This is a genomic window from Stenomitos frigidus ULC18 (genome assembly GCF_003003795.1).
GTDB lineage: Bacteria > Cyanobacteriota > Cyanobacteriia > Leptolyngbyales > Leptolyngbyaceae > Stenomitos > Stenomitos frigidus_A.
Genome location: NZ_PVWK01000014.1, coordinates 53,969 through 71,112, shown reverse-complemented (window position 1 = coordinate 71,112; position 17,144 = coordinate 53,969). Strand labels below are relative to the sequence as shown.

Here is a 17,144-nt window from a genome sequence, read left to right as displayed (position 1 = left end):
ATCATCCTGCTAACGCTAGAGGGGCAGCTCGAAGCGATTCGTTAGAGTTAGAATCATAGACCGCTTGAGTAGGCAAGATGAAACATTCTCTTTGGACGCTGTTATTGCTGGCACTGCTGTTCATGGTGATCATGGCTCCGTTTTCAGTGCTAGCAATGCTGATGATCGTGACCCTTGTGTCTGTGTTTGTTTGGACACTTTGGACGTTGCTTCGCAGTCTCTTTACTGGTAGCGCAACGTGAGGTGACTGAATGATCCGCCGTGCGGGGTTAATGCTCATCACTGTAATTCTCCTGACAATCTTGTTCTTACAGGCTCGTACCCCTGCCCAGTCAGCATCGAATTTACAAGCCGACATTTTTGAGCTGCGATCGCAAGTTAACCAGCTTCGCTCTCAGGTTGCCCAACTCAGTCGTCAAGCGCCTTCGACTTCGCGCCCAGCCACTCCCAGCAGAGTTCCCCGCAGTCCGACTGATCCAACAGATCCCCAGATCATCGATCGGCTGGCAGTGCTGGCGATCGAAGCCAAAGATCGGCTGACGGCTCTTGAAGGTAGGGTGTCTAAACTGGAGCGGTCAGCGGTCAGCGATGAGAGCGTTCTTTTATCTGTAGGGACGTGACATATAACATCCCTACAGATAAAAAACAAAAATCTGGTTAAAACATGACCCGACGCCAACTTGCTCACTGTAGGGATTCACGCCACAATGAAGGAGTGTAACGAAGCCTTCACCCGCTTTACGAAGCTTTCTCAAAATGACGCTGGAACAGCTAGACGCGATCGTGCCCCCAAACACTCTGCAAGCATCGGCAGCAGCAAGCCTGGAACCGACGCTTAAACGAGTGGACTATGATGTCGTGATTGTTGGTGGTGGGCTGGTGGGTATGACGCTAGCTTGCGCACTGAAACACTCTGGTTTGCAGGTGGCGTTGCTGGAGGCAAAACCTCAGTCGGATGCGGTTGCTAGAGGGCAGGCTTATCACATTAATCTGTCGTCCAGCCGTATCTTTGATGGGATGGGTGTCTGGAGACACATGCGCCCTGGGGTTAACCCGATCGCACAAATTAGGCTATCGGATGCAGGTGACCCAGAAGCCGTACAGTTTGTGCCGCAAGATTTGGGTACCGATGTGTTGGGCTACGTGGCAGAGCATCGAGTGCTGCTAGAGGCTTTGCGAACGGCTGTAAGCGAGTGCGCCAATGTCACTTACGTATGCCCCGCTGCGTTGGTGCATACCAGCACCGAAACAGACGGTGTGACGCTAGAAGTGCTGCAAGCGGGTGCAACACACCAACTTCGGACTCGGCTGCTGGTGGCGGCGGACGGTTCGCGATCGTCGCTTCGACAGCAAGCACGCATCCGCACTCGTGGCTGGCAGTACTGGCAAGCCTGCGTAGTTGCCTTCATCAAACCTGAAGAACCGCATCACAACATTGCCTACGAGCGCTTTCAGACTGATGGGCCTTTTGCCATTCTGCCGTTGCCAAATAATCTTTGTCGTATTGTCTGGACGGCTCCCAAAGCAGAAGCAGAGGCACTGATGGCTTTAGATGATGAGCACTTCCTTAGGGAACTCAAACAGCGGTATGGCGATCAAATGGGTACCTTGTCGCTGGTGGGAGAGCGCTATGTCTTTCCGGTTCAGCTCATGCAGAGCGATCGCTATGTGCTGCCTCGGTTAGCGCTAATTGGCGATGCCGCACATTGTTGCCATCCGGTGGGTGGGCAGGGCGTCAACCTCGGTATTCGCGATGCGGCAGCGCTGGCGCAAATCCTTCAGACGGCTCACCAACAGGGTCAAGATATTGGAGCGCTACAGGTGCTACGGCCTTATGAACGCTGGCGCAAACGAGAAAATCTTCTGGTTTTAGGCTTTACAGATGTACTGAATCGTATGTTCTCAAACCGTGTCTTGCCGCTGGTGGTGTTGCGCCGCTTGGGGCTGTGGACCTTGCGATCGCTGCGGCCAGCTAAACGCATTGCCCTGACACTCATGACTGGGCTGAGTGGTCGTGTTCCGACGATCGCTCAACGCCCTGGGAAAGAAGCCAGGGATTAGAGTTTGGGGTGTAGGGTGTAGGGTGTAGCAGAAAGACAGCGCTAACTCTATGCGAACCATTGCCGAGATTAATGACAAAATTAGCCAGCAGCGTGCCGTTGTGTGGACGGTGGAAGAGCTGAAGGCACGGGTGGCTGAGATGGGTGTCACGCAAGCGGCAAAAACAGTGGATGTCATTACCACTGGCACCTTTGAGCCAATGGAGTCGTCTGGAGCTATTCTCAATCTGGGGCATACCGATCCACCAATCAAAATTCGTCAATGCTGGCTGGATGGCGTGCCTGCCTATGCCGGGTTTGGTGCGGTTGATCTTTATCTTGGCGCAACGCAGGTTGGGGAAGCTGCCGATGGCGAAGAGATGCGCGAGAAGGGTGGTGGTTATGTCATTGAGGACTTAATTGCAGGCAAACCGGTTCATCTACGGGCGCTCGGACAAGTCACAGATTGCTATCCACGCAGTTCGTTTGAAACTACTATTACGCGCGATACCATCAATCAATTTTACCTGTTCAACCCACGCAATCTTTACCAGAACTTTATCGTGGGGGTGAATGGCGGCGATCGCCCTCTCTTTACCTACTTGGGTCCGCTTCAGCCCCGCTTGGGTAATGCTGTTTACTCCAATCCCGGTGCGATCTCTCCCCTCCTTAATGATCCAGACTTGCAGCTGGTGGGAATTGGCACTCGCATTTTTCTGGGCGGTGGCATCGGCTATGTGGCATGGGAGGGCACCCAACACTTTCCCTTGCAACGTCGCTTGCCCAACCGCACGCCGATCGGGCCTGCTGCAACGCTGGCGCTGATTGGCGATGCGAAACAAATGGATGCCCGGTGGGTACGGGGTTGCTATTTCAAAAGCTATGGCCCCTCGCTCATGCTGGGGGTCGGTGTGCCACTACCCGTCTTGCATGAAGAAGTCGTCGCACGCTGTACGGTTCAGGATCAAGACCTGGTTGCACCAGTCGTCGATTTTTCCATTCCTCGGCGGGTGCGTCCAACCTTTGGCCTGGTCAGCTACTCTCAACTGAAGCTAGGACGCATTGCCATCGACGGCAAAAGTGTTCGAGTCGCTCCACTTGCCAGCCTCTTTCTCTCACGACAGGTGGCGATCGAGCTGAAACAGTGGATTGAAGCCGGTACGTTTACTTTGACAGAATTTGTGGCGCCGATTCCTGCGGATCAAACGTTTCGTCCCCAGGATGCTTGGGGATCACAGATTCCGATCGACTAATGATTGGGCTTTAGAGGATCTTGTCTAAAGCCCAATCTTCCTAACTGTCGCTTGCTGGCTCAGTCCGTTTGACAGGTTTGGGCAAGGGCTCGCGACGCGGTGCTCCTGTTGGCGCAGCACTTCTAGCACCAACAGGACGTGCTTTACGCTGTGGCGGACGTCGATCGCCACCCCGCTTCAAGCCAGCACTCGCACCCGCCGTTTTCTTTTTCGGCGGCACAAGACCGATCGCGGTACCACTCGTGACGACCAGGGCAGCCTGCCGTCGCTCGACCTGTAGATCCCAAAAGTATCCCAAGGCCTTAGGGCTATTCAGAGTACCGTCCAGTCGGAGTTTGAATGCCTTCTCGCGGTCAGCCGTTTTACGGGGAGCTTGCTGAATTTTGACGACAATCTGTCCCTCTTCCGCAGAGTAAAACACCACTTCGCCTCGAATTGAGAAGTAGTTTTCGTCAAACCCTGAATCCTCAGCGGGGCTGTTGGACGCGGCACTGCTGGGCGACGTGTCTACAGGCGTGGCTGTCTCAGAGGCGTCGTCGGTCTCAGCCTCGGACTCAGGCTCATCCTCAATCTCGCCCTCAGCATTTTTGTTCAGCTTTTCCGGTTCCCAAACGCCCACAATTTGCACATGCAAATCCTGCCGCATCTCACGGGTACGGGGATACACAACCCACAAATGCTCTTGTTCAAGATCCAGATGGTTCCGTACCAGGCTCATCACGCGCCCCAGCAGCACGGCCTCAACTTCCGTACCCTCGCTGGTAATCATGGCACCGCGAGTAAACTGCTCTTCAGACGGTGTATACCGACCGCGAACCAGGCCGATCGCGCGGTACTGTTTGGGTTCACTCGGTGGCGGAATGGGCTGCTGCCGAATCAACGCTTGTCCAGAATCAGCGTCAGCCGCCACGACAGCAGGAGTACTTTCTACTGGTGTCGGCGCGACTTCAGGCTTCGGCGGTTTAGAAACCACTTCTACAGGTGCTGGCGTAACAGGCGGTGGGGCAGGTGGTTGAGGACGACTGACGGGACGCATCAGCGGTCGCTTGGGCACCAATGGCGCTGTTTCGGTTGAAGCAGCGCTGTTAGCTGAGACATCAGAGGATTGATCAAGTGCGGCTTCTTTAGCAGGGGATGCATCCGTTGGAGTCGCATCAGAAGCAGCAGAGGGCTGTTCTGTCATAGGAGGAATTTCGTCGGGCAAGGGAGGCTTAGAGGATGGAGAGGAGCGGTCAGGCGAAGGACTCATAGGCGTTAACTTAGTCTGAGCGCACGATTGCATCAGTCAGCATATTGTACTGAATGCATCGAAGCCATGGACTAATCCGCAAGGTTTGCGCAAGGTTTACAAAAAAAGAATATGAATGGACATGGGTGTCTGCAGCAGGTTTGTGTCAAATGCTTCCAGTACGGAGGCGTTTGACGTTAAGAAAGCAGTAAGAACTCAGTCTTAACATGGGCGATCGAGCCGTAGCAAGATGAATAGACCTATCATACCCAACCACAATCGCCTAAAAGCGACTAGACAATGCTAGAAGGCCAATCAAAAGGGCACTAGGCCCCTTATGCCTAGAATGTGTAGCTACACGAACATAATGCTTTTAAAATTTCAAACGCTTTCCTTAGCAGTTATAGCTGTTGTCACAAAGCTTAGGACATTGGGATCAAAGGGGAGTGGGGGCGTGCCCCCAACCAGGGGTTCCACCCCTGCACCCCGTCCTAACCAGTATGGCTATAGCTATAGTTGTTGGTTGCTGGTTGTTAGTGTTCGACGAAAAGCTAATAGCGGTCAACAGACCTAAGAGCTCCGAGTTTTAGCCGTTAGTCATGAGCCCACTCCCGCCTTTCCATTGATCCCAACGGGTGCAGTTATTTTTTAACAAGCGCTCAACCAACGGCTGAAAAATAAAAGATCAAGTACCAACGTAGGATGGCAAAACCATGTGTGCCCAGCATGATGAATGAAGGCGATGGGCATCGGTTTCGTTAGCAGTTACTACTTTGATTCAGTAAGTCTTCTAAGTTCAGTAAATGTTGAACTGATTGTGCTAGCTTGTAGCTATAAGCGCAACCTTCCTGTTAGGAACTGAACTCAATTCTGATGAAGTCGATCCCGCCGCTCGAACACCAGCAATTTATCGAAACAGTCGGACTCTCATTCGAGCTCGTTGGGTTGCCGCGCATGGCAGGGCGCATTTTGGGCTGGTTGCTGATTTCTAACCCGCCGCATCAATCGCCCAGTGAACTGGCAGACGTGCTGCAAGCAAGTAAAGGATCGATCAGCACCATGACACGTCTATTGATGCAGCTAGGTTTGATTGAACGTACCAGCCTTCCTGGCCAGCGGCGAGATTACTTTCGGCTTAAACCGAACGCTTGGGCTGAGCTGACAACGCAACGCATTACGCAGATCAAAACGTTTCGTGAACTGGCTGAACAGGGCTTGAAGCTGATTGACAGTCAGACACCAGAGTTGCGTCAACGGTTAGAAGAAATGCATGATATCCATGCGTTCTTCGAACAAGAGTTGCCGCTGATGATGGAACGCTGGGAGCAGCGCCAGTCTAACGGGTTAAAAGTAACAACAGTCAACGAACGAGTGCGGCTCAATTAATCATTCAGAGCGCTCATCGTTCATCGCTTCCTGTGCTGGGTGTCTCATCGCTCTAGATCGATCGGTTACGTCTTCATCACTCCCGCACCACTCTCTCAACACTCTTTCCTCCCATGCAACTCCCTATTGTTGACAAAGTAACCAAGACCAATCCCTGGATGATCGGGCTGGTCGTTGCTGGTATGGTCGGCATTACGGCAGTCACCGTATCACTCCTTCGTACCACCACACCGAAACAGCCTGTCAGCGAATTGACCGTACCTGTGCAGCTCAAAGATACGACGACACGCATTATTGCCAACGGTGAAGTGCAGGCCGTGAAAGAACTGAACCTGAACCCGAAAACGGCAGGACGGCTCGAAGCGCTCATGGTGCAACGGGGCGATCGCGTCAAACAAGGGCAAATTGTCGCGCGGATGGAAACCAGAGAACTGCAAGCCGATCGCGCGCAGGCACAGGCAGAAATGGCGAAAGCGCAAGCAAACCTGTCGTTATTGCGTGCGGGCAGTCGTCCTGAGGCAATCGCGCAGGCACAGGCAAGCGCCAATCAGGCACAGGCACAAATTACCTCTGCTCAAACCCGCTTGAACCTGGCGTTGCAGCGATCACAGCGAAACCGTGCACTTTCTGCAGAAGGTGCCATCAGCCGGGACAAGCTTGATGAAGTGCTCAATGAAGAACAAAGCGCTAGAGCTAATTTGGAGCAAGCAAAAGCTGGTTATAACAGCCTCGCGCAGCAGCTAAACCAACAAAAGAACGGCTCCCGTATTCAGGAGGTGCAACAAGCCGCTGCGCAAGTGGCCGCCGCACAAGCTACCCTCGATAAGATTGACGTTCAACTAGAGGATGCCGTCATCCGTGCTCCGTTTAATGGGGTGATCACGCAGACGGGCGCAGAAGTAGGAGCCTTTGTGGCACCAACCAGCTTTGCCTCTAGTACCTCTTCCGCAACTTATGTGGCTAACCTTGCCAGCGACCTGGAGGTGAAAGCCAAAGTGCCGGAAGTGGATATTTCTCAGATTCGGTTAGGGCAACCAGTGGAAATTCGGGCTGGTGCTTACCCTGATCGAACGTTTAAGGGCATTGTGAAACGGATTTCCCCGAAAGCTGAAGAAGAGGATGCTACGCAAAAAGGTGTCGTGACCTTTGCGGTTTGGGTGGAGCTAGGAACGGGCAAAGACCTGCTGCGATCGGGCATGAAGGACATTGATCTCACCTTTTTAGGCAAGCAACTGAAGCAAGCACTGATTGTGCCCACCGTGGCGATCGTCACCGATAAAGGACAAACGGGCGTCCTCGTGCCCGATGCCCAAAACAAGCCGAAATTTCAATTAGTTACCGTCGGCTCCACGATCGGCAACGAAACCCAAATCTTAAGCGGCATTCAGGCAGGCAATCAGGTCTTCGTCGAACTGCCCGAAGGTCAGAAGCTCGAAAACATCACCAAAGGTGTGAACCAGAAATAAGTCTAAACGCTAAAGGCTAAAAAACTTAGCCTTTAGCCTTCATCCTTTATCTTTTCTTTTCTCCCCATGGATTTACTCGAAAGTGGCAAAATGGCGGTCAAAACCTTGACCGCAAACAAGTTGCGCAGTGTGCTGACAATGCTGGGCATTGTGATTGGGAATGCGTCGGTGATCGCGATGGTGGGTATCGGACAGGGTGCCCAAAAGTTAGCCTCCGAGCAGTTTGAGTCACTGGGTCCAAACGTGCTCTTTGTGTCACCAGGGAACCCTGAGAGCCGTGGACGCACCGCTGACATACCCAGGACGCTCGTTCTTGAGGACGCAGAGGCGATCGCGTTACAGGTGCCGTCTATCAAAGAAGTCGCACCGCAACGTCAGAGCCAAATGACGATCGTTTACAAAAATCTCAACACCAGCGCAGCAGTGACTGGCACTACACCCCAATTTCTTTCTGTGCGTAGTTTTGATATGGCGAAAGGGCGCTTTCTCAGTGACCAGGATCTTAAGCGTGACAATCAGGTTGTTGCGTTGGGTGCAGATTTAGCCAATCGTTTCTTTGGCAATAGCGATCCCATTGGTCAGCAAGTTCGCATTAAAGGCAATAGCTTTCAGGTGATTGGTGTTTTACAAGCAAAAGGGTCATTCCTGGGTAGCAACCAGGACAATACCGCCTACGTGCCGATTACGACTCATGCTTATCGTCTAACGGGACGTACGTCTCCCTATGGTTTAGATGTCACTGTAATCTCTATCTCCGCTAAGGGCGAAGGCAATATTCGTGCTGCCGAGTTTCAAATCACCAATCTGTTGCGGTTACGGCACAAAATCGTGAACGACGACGACTTTCAAGTGCAGACTCAAAAAGACGTACTGTCGATTGTCGATACGATCACGGGTGGCCTGACGGCAATGCTGGCAGCGATCGCAGGCATTTCCCTTTTAGTCGGCGGCATTGGCATTATGAACATCATGCTGGTTTCCGTGACCGAGCGCACGCAGGAAATTGGCTTACGCAAGGCGATCGGTGCCTCCCAGCAAGACATTCTGATCCAGTTCATGATTGAAGCCGTCATTCTCTCTGCGGCTGGCGGCTTACTTGGAACGACGATCGGTGTGGGTGGTATTCTCGCGGTCGGTGCCATCACGCCCCTCAAAGCCAGCGTTTCACCGTTAGCGATCGCCCTTGCAGTCGGTGTCTCTGGCGGCATCGGCTTATTCTTTGGCGTTGTGCCTGCCCGACAAGCCGCTAAACTTGACCCGATCGTGGCGCTGAGAAGCACGTAAAGGAAAGGCTAAAGGCTAAAAGCTAAAGGCTAAAAGTGTAGTTAGTAGTCAGTAGCCGAAATTAACTCAAAACTCAAAACTTTCATCCTTCATCCTTTAGCCTTTCCTTCCCCCCATGCCCATCTCCACCATCGTTCGTCTCGAAGACATTTACAAAATCTACGGTTCTGGTGAAACAGAAGTGCAGGCGCTTGCAGGCGTGAATCTCATCGTCGAACAGGGCGAGTATTGCGCCATCATGGGTGCCTCTGGGTCTGGTAAGTCCACGATGATGAATGTGATTGGCTGTCTGGATCGACCGACGCGAGGACACTACTATCTGGATGGCGAAGATGTCGCGCAGTTGGATGATACAGCGCTTGCCCATGTGCGTAACCGCAAGCTGGGGTTTGTGTTTCAGCAGTTTCACCTGTTGCCGCAGCTATCAGCACTCGAAAACGTGATGCTGCCGATGGTGTATGCAAATGTCCCCGATCGTGAACGACGCGATCGAGCTGCTGCTGCACTCACTCGTGTTGGTTTAGCCAATCGCATGAAAAACAGGCCGTTTGAGCTATCGGGTGGACAACAGCAGCGCGTTGCCATTGCGCGGGCGATCGTCAATCGTCCTGTGATGCTGCTAGCCGATGAGCCGACTGGTGCTCTGGATTCTCACACCACCGTTGAGATTCTCAATATCTTTACGGAGCTAAACGCCAGTGGCATGACGGTTGTTATGGTGACGCATGAAGCCGCTGTGGCCCGTCGTACCAATCGCGTGATCTGGTTTAAGGACGGTACGGTGGTTCATCCGCATCTCGCGCCCCAGGATCTCAACCAACTGATAGCAGCCTAGATTCTGTAAGGCCGTTACATGTAATGGCCCTACAGAATGCCGCTTCTCGTACAAACTATGTCCCGATCGCTTTCGTTAACGTGCGGCTGACTTTGGCTGGGGAAAGAATCGTGTCGCCATCGCGATAGCCGACATAGCGCACATAGACCAATTCACCGACAGCAATATCAGGTGCATCGGGTTGGTGGAGTTTTGGATCGTAAGCAACCTGTTCCCACGCGGCACCAATTGGACTGTAACCCCAGCTCTGCAGCAGCTCTTCTAGAGGTACAAACATCGGTGTGAGGCTTTTGGCGGGTAAATCGGGCTTTGCCTCAATGATTTTGCTGAGGCTTGGATAGTGTGTGAACAGCGTCTGCAACTGCTTAAAGAGCGAGTGGCGCATAGCGGTTGTTCGCATTGCCTCCTGCTGCAACGCCTGCCGTAGTTGTAAGCATTCCTGCGTGAGTCGATCGTTCTCTTGCTGTAGAGCTTGTTGACGCTGCAGATGCTCGCTCGCTAGTGCGTCTGGGTGCGATGCGCCCTGAACGAGAGGATGTGCTTGTGCGGCGAGTTGTTCACTGCGTCGCTGCAGCTCTTGCAGGCGGAGGCTCTCTTGCGTTAACTCTGCTTTTTGTTGAAATGTTTGCTCAAGGCGTTCATACTCGCGTCTCAGGCGATTGCGCTCGGCGTCAAGCTTGTCATTACTTTTGGAGCCCAAGTCTACTATCTTAACGATCGCCAGAATGAAGATGAACTCGACCAAAAAACCAAACCAAAACAGGTTGGTATTGTCTCCCATAATCCTGACCTCCTTGACGCGATCGCCGCAGCTAGATTTACCATCCCCCATTTTGGCTTATGCGGCTCATCCCAGCGTTGCAAGGTCGTTTTTTGTTACTCAGTTTTTTCGTGTTCAAAAGACACCTACACCTGTATGGCGTGCTCACGTCACGGCTCAAGCGTGCAAACCTACAGCAAGCTGAGCTGAATGGTGTCCGGTTCCGGTTCTGGTTTGCGACGTGCTTTCCGTGGCTTGATGTCTACGTGGGCAACAAACCAGGTGCGTAAAGCTTTTGCTTGCTCGGCGTCGATCGCATTCAAATCCAGCGGTGGCGGAAACAAGTCACGAGCGTCTGTTGCCCAAGAGACCTCGGTGTCAAAGCGTTCTGCCCCAAACGGCAAAAAGCTTTCTGGTAAGCGTGACAGGTGGGGCACCACATTTTCTAGCCCCAAAAAGCGTTGACGCTGTTGCTCTAGCTGCTTGACTCGCTGTTTTCGGGCTTGCTTGTAATCGAGAATGCGGGCAGGATAGCCCTTCATCGGTAGTGGCGCACCAAGAGCGGCGGGCGGCAGATGTTTTAGCTCTGGTAGCCAGCGCTTGATAAAGATGCCATCGGGATCACAGCGATCGACCGCAACTTGTTCTGGGTTGTAGATACGCGTCCAGGTTTTGTCAACGCAGTGTGTTACACCCGATTGCATAGCCCACTGGTAATGGTCGATCGGGCAATCGCCATCAATCAGGTGCCGCATGAAGTGCAGCGCACCATAGCGCCAATCCATACCCAGTAAATTGCTCAAAAAGCTGGAGTACAGAGCACGAACACGAAAATTGAGTTCTTTCCAACCGCCCGTGGCTTGGAGGCATCGTGCTGCTGCATCGACGATCGGAAACCCTGTCTCACCCTGTTGCCATGCCTGATAAAGGTCTTCATCAAACGACCAGCTATCGTCATCAAAAATGCTGTAGAGCGATCGCAACTCTAGCTGCGGCAAGTAGCGAAATCGCTGGGCAAAACCGCTTCCCCAACGTAATCGGGCAATCAGTTGCTTACGGCTACGCTGCACGCGGGCATCGGGTGAGGACTTGATCTGCTGCGCCGCTTTGTAGCATTCCCGGATTGAAATGGCACCAAATTTGATGTGAGGACTCAGCCCTGTCGTGGCTTCGGCGCTGGGGTATGAAAGCTGCCAGTAATAGCGATCGGTTTTTTCATCCAAAAAGTTTTGCAGCAGTGTTCGGGCAGCTTGCGTGCCTGCGGGAGGAAGAGGCTTGCTGTCGGGTAAATGTCCCACGTCAGCTAGCGTCGGTAATGGTTCGCTAGTGACATCAGTTGGCACATGAACGTGAGCGGGAATCGGCACCATATCTGCGTTCATGTCGTCGAACCACAAGTCGCGATAATCAGGATAGGGGATCAGGTCAGGCGTTGTGGCAAGTGGCTCAAACCAGCGAATCTTAAGGTTTTCTTGCGCTAAGGCATGATTCAAGCGGGCATCCCGTACCCGACCGTAGATGCGCTCAAAGTCAATGTGAGCGTAGATCCCATCTGCCTGCGTTTCGCGAATCAGTTGGGGCAGTACGTTGACCGGATCGCCCGATCGCAAAATTAAGCGTCCACCCCGATCGCGCAAATCTTGATCCAGCGATCGCAGGCATTCCAGCATAAACGCTACCCGCGCTGATCCCGTTTCGGGATGGTGCAGCAGCGCGCGATCGAACACAAACACTGGAATGACCTCACCTCGCAACGCCGCGCGATACAGCGGCGCATGGTCTGCGATACGTAAATCCCGACGAAACCAGACGATCGTGCGGTTCATAAACAAAGCAGCACTGAGGGCACTCTCTCAGCTTAACAAAGCTTAAGGCTTTGAAGTTTTTAGTGGTTGGTTCTCAGTAGTTAGGATCGTGGATTAAATAAAATCGACAAATTGCTTGCAGGTAGGAGCACATGGCCATACCCCCTACGGGAAATGCCGGAGTGATTAGATTCGTATTCCTTAGTAACGAGCAAGGGCTAAGAGGATGCTTGCAAGTCTCCTCCCTCCTCTCCTCCAACTCAAAACTCAAAAGCTCCCTCCCTCCTTCACCCTCTCGCCTGTTGCAACAGCTTTTTGACAGCATCCAGCAAATCGGGTGGATGATACGGTTTGGTAATGTAGGCATCTGCGCCTTGCTTCATGCCCCAGTACACATCAAATTCTTCGCTCTTGCTGGTGCACATGATCACAGGGATGTGTTTTGTGTTGGGATCATTCTTAATCCAGCGGCAGAGTTCATAGCCGTTTTTGCGAGGCATCACAATGTCTGTCACGACCACGTCGGGAGACTTTGCCGTGATCTGCTCGACTGCCTCTTCACCATCTACTGCCTCAATGACACTGAAGCCGCTTTTTCTAAATTGCTCTGAGACCATTTCCCGTACAGTGGGGCTATCGTCTACGATCAGAACTGTAGTCATAACTCCATAACGGCTTAGTTATTTAAGGCGTGATTGCGATAGTTTAACGTGTTTGTAGAGCCAATGGACGTTTGCTATGAAGCCCACGGCTCCTTTGGCACGATAACCACGTGCTGCGATCGCTGGCTCCTCCATGAAGGAAATGAGCTGCATACCATCTTCTTCACACCTAATGTGGATGGTTCCGGGTACCAGGTGCAGCGATCAAGTGACAAATTTTTAAGAACAGACCTCGACTCAAACGGTAGCGTCGATTATCAGTACCGCCAACCAATAGAGATCAGTACAGCCAGGGAGTCAGGCGCTTCACTTGCTGCTGATAATCAGCGTAATCGGGGTCTTTTGCAGTAGTTCAGTTCTCTTTGCGATTCGCCTTGGCACTGAACAACACAAACAAGATAATTGTGCTGATCAGGTGACTCAGGCTTGCTTTTATAGAGTGCCCAACTAAAGGCATCTGCGATCAGTCTGCTGTCGAGTGGATGTATCGGCAGACTGTAAACCCCGATCGCGCGCTCCCAGAAACCTGTTTTCTGAACCAAGCTGCATGTTCCAACAGCCTCGTTTCGTAGAGAAACCCGTTTCCTTCGTTATTTCCAGGCTTGTGTGGCGCGATCGAGTGTCTCAACCTCTTCTGCAGTCAGGCTCCAGCCCAAGGCTCCAGCGTTTTGGCGTGCCTGGTCAGCAGTTTTGGCACCGGGAATCGGGATGACACCTTGGGCAATCAACCAATTGAGCGCAACTTGAGCCGGAGTGCGCTGATGTGCAGCACCGATGGCCTGGAGCAAACTGATCACGGGTGCAATCTTCTCTAAACCGTTTTGGTTGAAGCGGGGATCGAGACGACGCGCACCCTGGAGCGGTTGACCCTGGGGCGATCGTGTCCCTTCAGCCGTATATTTCCCTGTCAACAATCCCTGTGCCAGCGGACTGTACGCCAGAATGGTGATGCCCAGTTCGCGAGCCGTATCGAGAATACCGTTGCTTTCAATTTGACGGGTCAGCAACGAGTAGCGCACTTGATTCACTGCCAGCGGGACGCCTCTTGCCGCCAGGAATTTGTGCGCCTGACGCATCTGTTCGGCTGAGTAGTTGCTCACGCCAATGGTGGCAATTCTGCCTTGCTGCACTTCATCTGCCAGAGCATTCATCAGCGCACGTTTGCCCAGGAGGAAGTCAAACGGCTGATGCACTTGATAGAGGGCTACCTGCGACACTTGCAATCGTTCTAGACTGGCGGTGAGGGCATCAGAAACCGATTGGGCATTAAAGCGCCAGGGCAATGGAAAGAATTTTGTGGCAATCTGTACAGGCTTGTCTGTTTGCCGCATGAATTGTCCGATCAGCCGCTCAGATTCGCCTAAACCATAGACTTCAGCCGTATAAAAAAAGTCTATACCCGCCTCTAGCGTGGCATCAAACGCTTCGCGCACCTGATCCGCACCGTAGTCGTTGCCATAGCTCCAGAAGAGTTTGTCGCCCCATGCCCAGGTGCCAATGCCGAGGGCTGTAACAGCGGGACCATCTTTGCCAAGCGTTACCGTTTGCACGCGATCGCTCCCTGTTCTTTAGATGTCTCATGCCCAGTGTATCGTCTGAGGAATGGAGAGGGGGCAAGGGGAGCGGAGGGGGCAGGGGAGCGGGAAGAGTTTTGAGTTTTGAGTTTTGAGGTCGGATCTTCTGTCTCCTGACCACTTGCTCTTGACCACTGACCGCTGACCGCTGACCGTTCGCTTCTACAGGCTCCTTCGCTAATCACATGAATGCCTGGTCGCGTTTGAGCTTAATCTGAATAGGAAGGCTGGATGTTGTTTAAAAATGCCTTAGTTTAAAGACGCTTTAGGAATGGGCTATGGCAACGAGCAAATTATCTGACTCGCACGACTTTCAATTGCCGCAGGATGCTGACCCAAGATCCAAAATCAGTTTGCTAACAATGTTTCGTCTGGGACTCTACCAGATGGGGCTAGGCATGATGTCGGTGCTGTTTCTGGGTGTGCTAAATCGAGCAATGATTGGCAATCTGGCGATTCCGGCAACGATCGCAGCAGGGGCGATCGCGGCACATCAATTTGTGGCACCCGCACGGGTTTGGTTTGGGCAGATGTCAGATGCTCGACCGATCGCAGGCTATCATCGCACGGGGTATGTTTGGGTCGGCACCGCGTTGTTTGCGATCGCTTCTTTTCTGGCGGTGCAGGTAATGTGGCGTTTGGGTGCGGCAGTGCAAATAGCGGGTGGCTGGACGTGGAATGCCGAGACGACTCTATGGACGATTGTTTTAGCAGGTGTTTTTGCCCTCTATGGCATGGCGCTCAGTGCTGGATCAACCCCGTTCGCAGCGCTGCTCGTTGATGTTTCGGATGAGACGAATCGCCCGAAGCTCATTGGTGTTGTCTGGTCGATGCTGATGGTGGGCATCGTCATTGGCGCAATTTTGATTAGCGTCTTGCTCAAACGGTTGACCCTGAATACATCGCTAGAGGTTCTGCAAGCGGCGATCAATCGCGTGTTTGTGATCGTGCCTGCGATCGTAGTCGGGTTAGCAGTGTTAGCAACGGCTGGTGTGGAGAAGAAATATTCGCTCTATGGTTCGCGATCGTCCTTAGCCGATCGTGAAGACAAAATCACATTGGGTAGAGCGTTACGAGTCTTAACTGCCAGTCCCCAAACGGGAATCTTCTTCACCTTCTTGCTAGTAATGACCATCAGCCTGTTCATGCAGGACGCGGTGCTGGAACCCTACGGCGCTAAAGTCTTTGGCATGGAGTTTTCTAAAACCACGCTGCTCAATGCCTTTTGGGGGACTGGCACACTCATTGGCATCAGCAGCGCTGGCTTTTTGGTGGTGCCACGTCTGGGGAAGCAACAGACTGCCAAAGTGGGCTGTTTACTGGTCGCAGCGTGCTTTCTCTTGCTAATTGTTGCTGGGTTCACGGCCAACCAAACCGCACTCAAAGGGGTCGTTTTCGCGTTTGGTTTAGCCTCTGGCATTACGACCACGGGCGCTTTAAGCCTCATGCTGGATCTCACTGCAGCCGAAACCGCCGGAACTTTTATCGGAGCCTGGGGCTTGGCGCAAGCACTGGCACGAGCCCTGTCAACCGTTGCAGGTGGTACGGTTTTGGACATCGGCAATAAGCTCTTTACGCTTCCTGTGCTGTCCTATGGGCTGGTTTTTGCGGTACAGGCGGCTGGCATGATTCTGGCCGTTGGGCTGCTTAGCCGCGTGAATGTAGCAGAATTTCAATCCAATGCCAAGGCGGCGATCGCCACCGTGATGGGCAACGAGCTTGACTAAGAAAGTTTTGAGTTTCGATTAGCACTTCGTGCCGCTACGCTAAAGAGGTATGAGTTAAAGGACGAAACTCAAAACTCATCACTTAAAACTCATCACTCTCATGTCAGATTTCTGGACTCAGATACTCGACTTTGCTCGTAGCACGACTGCTCGTGTGGGAACGCAACTACTGCAAGACTTTGGGCAGGCGCAGGCAGCAGAAAAAGCGGATGGAAGCCTGGTCACGCAGTCCGATCGCTGGGCGGATGAGGTGTTGAGAACCGCAATCGCCCAAACCTTTCCCACTCACGGCGTGCTCAGCGAAGAAGTCGAACACATTTTTCCGCCAAATGACTGGTGCTGGATTGTTGATCCGCTCGATGGCACGACGAACTTTGCCAGAGGTTTACCAATCTGGGGCATTTCGCTTGGCTTGCTCTATAAAGGTACGCCCGTTTTCGGCTATGTCCATTTGCCCCCACTGGGACAATCCTTTTACGGCTACTGGTGTGGCGCGTCTGGGTTAGAGATGCCAACGGGCGCTTTTTTGAACGATCGCCCCATCCATACCAGCACTGATGCCCTCACCTCAAACCATTTCTTCAACCTCTGCACTCGCAGCACTGCCTTGCTCCAAAACCCCTTTCCCTGCAAAATTCGAATGCTAGGAGTCGCGACTTATAACCTACTGACTGTCGCAGCCGGAGCCACTATGGGCGGTGTCGAAGCAACCCCCAAAATCTGGGATATTGCCGCGGTCTGGGCGATCATCCAAGCCGCAGGCGGCGTTTGGATGCCTTTAGAAGCAAACCCGATCTTCCCGCTCCTGGTTGGTCAAGACTACAGCGATCGGGCTTACCCTACCCTGGTCGTGAGCCAACCAGCATTACTGCCAATCTTCCAGCCCCTCGTACAACCATCAAGCTTGCACGAGGCCTAAGGTCTGATTCCCAGCGTAGGGACATGGCATTGCCATGTCTTTATAGGGTGGCTGCCCATTTACTACTGTCCTGCTCCTGTCTTCACCTAGAATGCTAATCGGGGAGAGCAGCAGAAAAGCTAAAAGATAAAGGTTAAATGATTGATTCTTTAGCCTTCATCCTTTAGCCTTTAGCCTTTCCCCAATCCCCTCGCTAGTTTGGAGAA

At 52.7% G+C, this 17,144-nt stretch carries 16 protein-coding genes; 10 read left to right on the top strand and 6 right to left on the bottom strand.

The window, feature by feature from the left end; translation table 11 throughout:
• The first annotated feature begins 77 nt into the window (after positions 1-77).
• The 4 genes from C7B82_RS31875 to C7B82_RS02355 all read left to right on the top strand — a co-directional run bounded on the left by C7B82_RS31875 (position 78) and on the right by C7B82_RS02355 (position 3,292).
• On the top strand, positions 78-242 hold the full coding sequence (locus C7B82_RS31875; protein ID WP_181357314.1) for a hypothetical protein: 165 nt from the start codon (positions 78-80) through the stop codon (positions 240-242).
• A gap of 9 nt (positions 243-251) precedes the next feature.
• Positions 252-620, top strand: coding sequence for a hypothetical protein (locus C7B82_RS02365; RefSeq protein ID WP_146141029.1), 369 nt, complete (start codon positions 252-254; stop codon positions 618-620).
• Positions 621-756: 136 nt separating this feature from the next.
• Positions 757-2,061: an FAD-dependent hydroxylase gene (locus tag C7B82_RS02360; RefSeq protein ID WP_106254705.1), complete on the top strand. Its 1,305-nt coding sequence runs from the start codon at positions 757-759 to the stop codon at positions 2,059-2,061.
• Between the two features lie 49 nt (positions 2,062-2,110).
• Positions 2,111-3,292 (top strand): homocysteine biosynthesis protein, encoded by a 1,182-nt coding sequence (locus C7B82_RS02355; RefSeq protein WP_106254704.1) that lies wholly within the window; start codon positions 2,111-2,113, stop codon positions 3,290-3,292.
• Positions 3,293-3,332: 40 nt separating this feature from the next.
• Here C7B82_RS02355 and C7B82_RS02350 read toward each other — a convergent pair whose 3' ends face one another.
• Positions 3,333-4,541, bottom strand: coding sequence for a hypothetical protein (locus C7B82_RS02350; RefSeq protein WP_106254703.1), 1,209 nt, complete (start codon positions 4,539-4,541; stop codon positions 3,333-3,335).
• 852 nt (positions 4,542-5,393) lie between these two features.
• On the opposite strand from C7B82_RS02350, the gene C7B82_RS02345 reads away from it, so the two are divergent.
• The 4 genes from C7B82_RS02345 to C7B82_RS02330 all read left to right on the top strand — a co-directional run bounded on the left by C7B82_RS02345 (position 5,394) and on the right by C7B82_RS02330 (position 9,491).
• Positions 5,394-5,906: a GbsR/MarR family transcriptional regulator gene (locus tag C7B82_RS02345; RefSeq protein ID WP_106254702.1), complete on the top strand. Its 513-nt coding sequence runs from the start codon at positions 5,394-5,396 to the stop codon at positions 5,904-5,906.
• Positions 5,907-6,019: 113 nt separating this feature from the next.
• Positions 6,020-7,372, top strand: a complete 1,353-nt coding sequence (locus C7B82_RS02340) for an efflux RND transporter periplasmic adaptor subunit (protein ID WP_106254701.1) — start codon at positions 6,020-6,022, stop codon at positions 7,370-7,372.
• A 66-nt stretch (positions 7,373-7,438) separates the two neighbouring features.
• Positions 7,439-8,656: an ABC transporter permease gene (locus C7B82_RS02335; RefSeq protein WP_106254700.1), complete on the top strand. Its 1,218-nt coding sequence runs from the start codon at positions 7,439-7,441 to the stop codon at positions 8,654-8,656.
• A gap of 115 nt (positions 8,657-8,771) precedes the next feature.
• Positions 8,772-9,491 carry an ABC transporter ATP-binding protein gene (locus C7B82_RS02330; RefSeq protein WP_106254699.1) on the top strand — a complete coding sequence of 240 codons (720 nt, stop codon included), beginning with the start codon at positions 8,772-8,774 and terminating at the stop codon, positions 9,489-9,491.
• 55 nt (positions 9,492-9,546) lie between these two features.
• Here the strand turns inward: C7B82_RS02330 and C7B82_RS02325 are convergent, their stop codons facing one another.
• From C7B82_RS02325 to C7B82_RS02310, 5 genes are all read right to left on the bottom strand, one after another.
• Positions 9,547-10,272 (bottom strand): XRE family transcriptional regulator, encoded by a 726-nt coding sequence (locus tag C7B82_RS02325; protein WP_146141028.1) that lies wholly within the window; start codon positions 10,270-10,272, stop codon positions 9,547-9,549.
• Positions 10,273-10,442: 170 nt separating this feature from the next.
• Complete coding sequence (locus C7B82_RS02320; protein WP_106254697.1) at positions 10,443-12,077, bottom strand: cryptochrome/photolyase family protein; 1,635 nt, start codon at positions 12,075-12,077, stop codon at positions 10,443-10,445.
• A 266-nt stretch (positions 12,078-12,343) separates the two neighbouring features.
• Positions 12,344-12,718, bottom strand: coding sequence for a response regulator transcription factor (locus C7B82_RS02315; protein ID WP_106254696.1), 375 nt, complete (start codon positions 12,716-12,718; stop codon positions 12,344-12,346).
• 18 nt (positions 12,719-12,736) lie between these two features.
• Positions 12,737-12,871 (bottom strand): hypothetical protein, encoded by a 135-nt coding sequence (locus C7B82_RS34110; RefSeq protein WP_281258906.1) that lies wholly within the window; start codon positions 12,869-12,871, stop codon positions 12,737-12,739.
• Positions 12,872-13,308: 437 nt separating this feature from the next.
• Positions 13,309-14,268, bottom strand: coding sequence for an aldo/keto reductase (locus C7B82_RS02310; RefSeq protein WP_106254695.1), 960 nt, complete (start codon positions 14,266-14,268; stop codon positions 13,309-13,311).
• Between the two features lie 302 nt (positions 14,269-14,570).
• Between C7B82_RS02310 and C7B82_RS02305 the strand changes: the two genes are divergently transcribed.
• Entirely contained in the window at positions 14,571-16,019 is a 1,449-nt protein-coding gene (locus C7B82_RS02305) for a BCD family MFS transporter (protein ID WP_106254694.1), read from the top strand.
• Between the two features lie 100 nt (positions 16,020-16,119).
• Positions 16,120-16,938 carry an inositol monophosphatase family protein gene (locus C7B82_RS02300; RefSeq protein ID WP_106254693.1) on the top strand — a complete coding sequence of 273 codons (819 nt, stop codon included), beginning with the start codon at positions 16,120-16,122 and terminating at the stop codon, positions 16,936-16,938.
• The last annotated feature ends 206 nt before the right edge of the window (positions 16,939-17,144 follow it).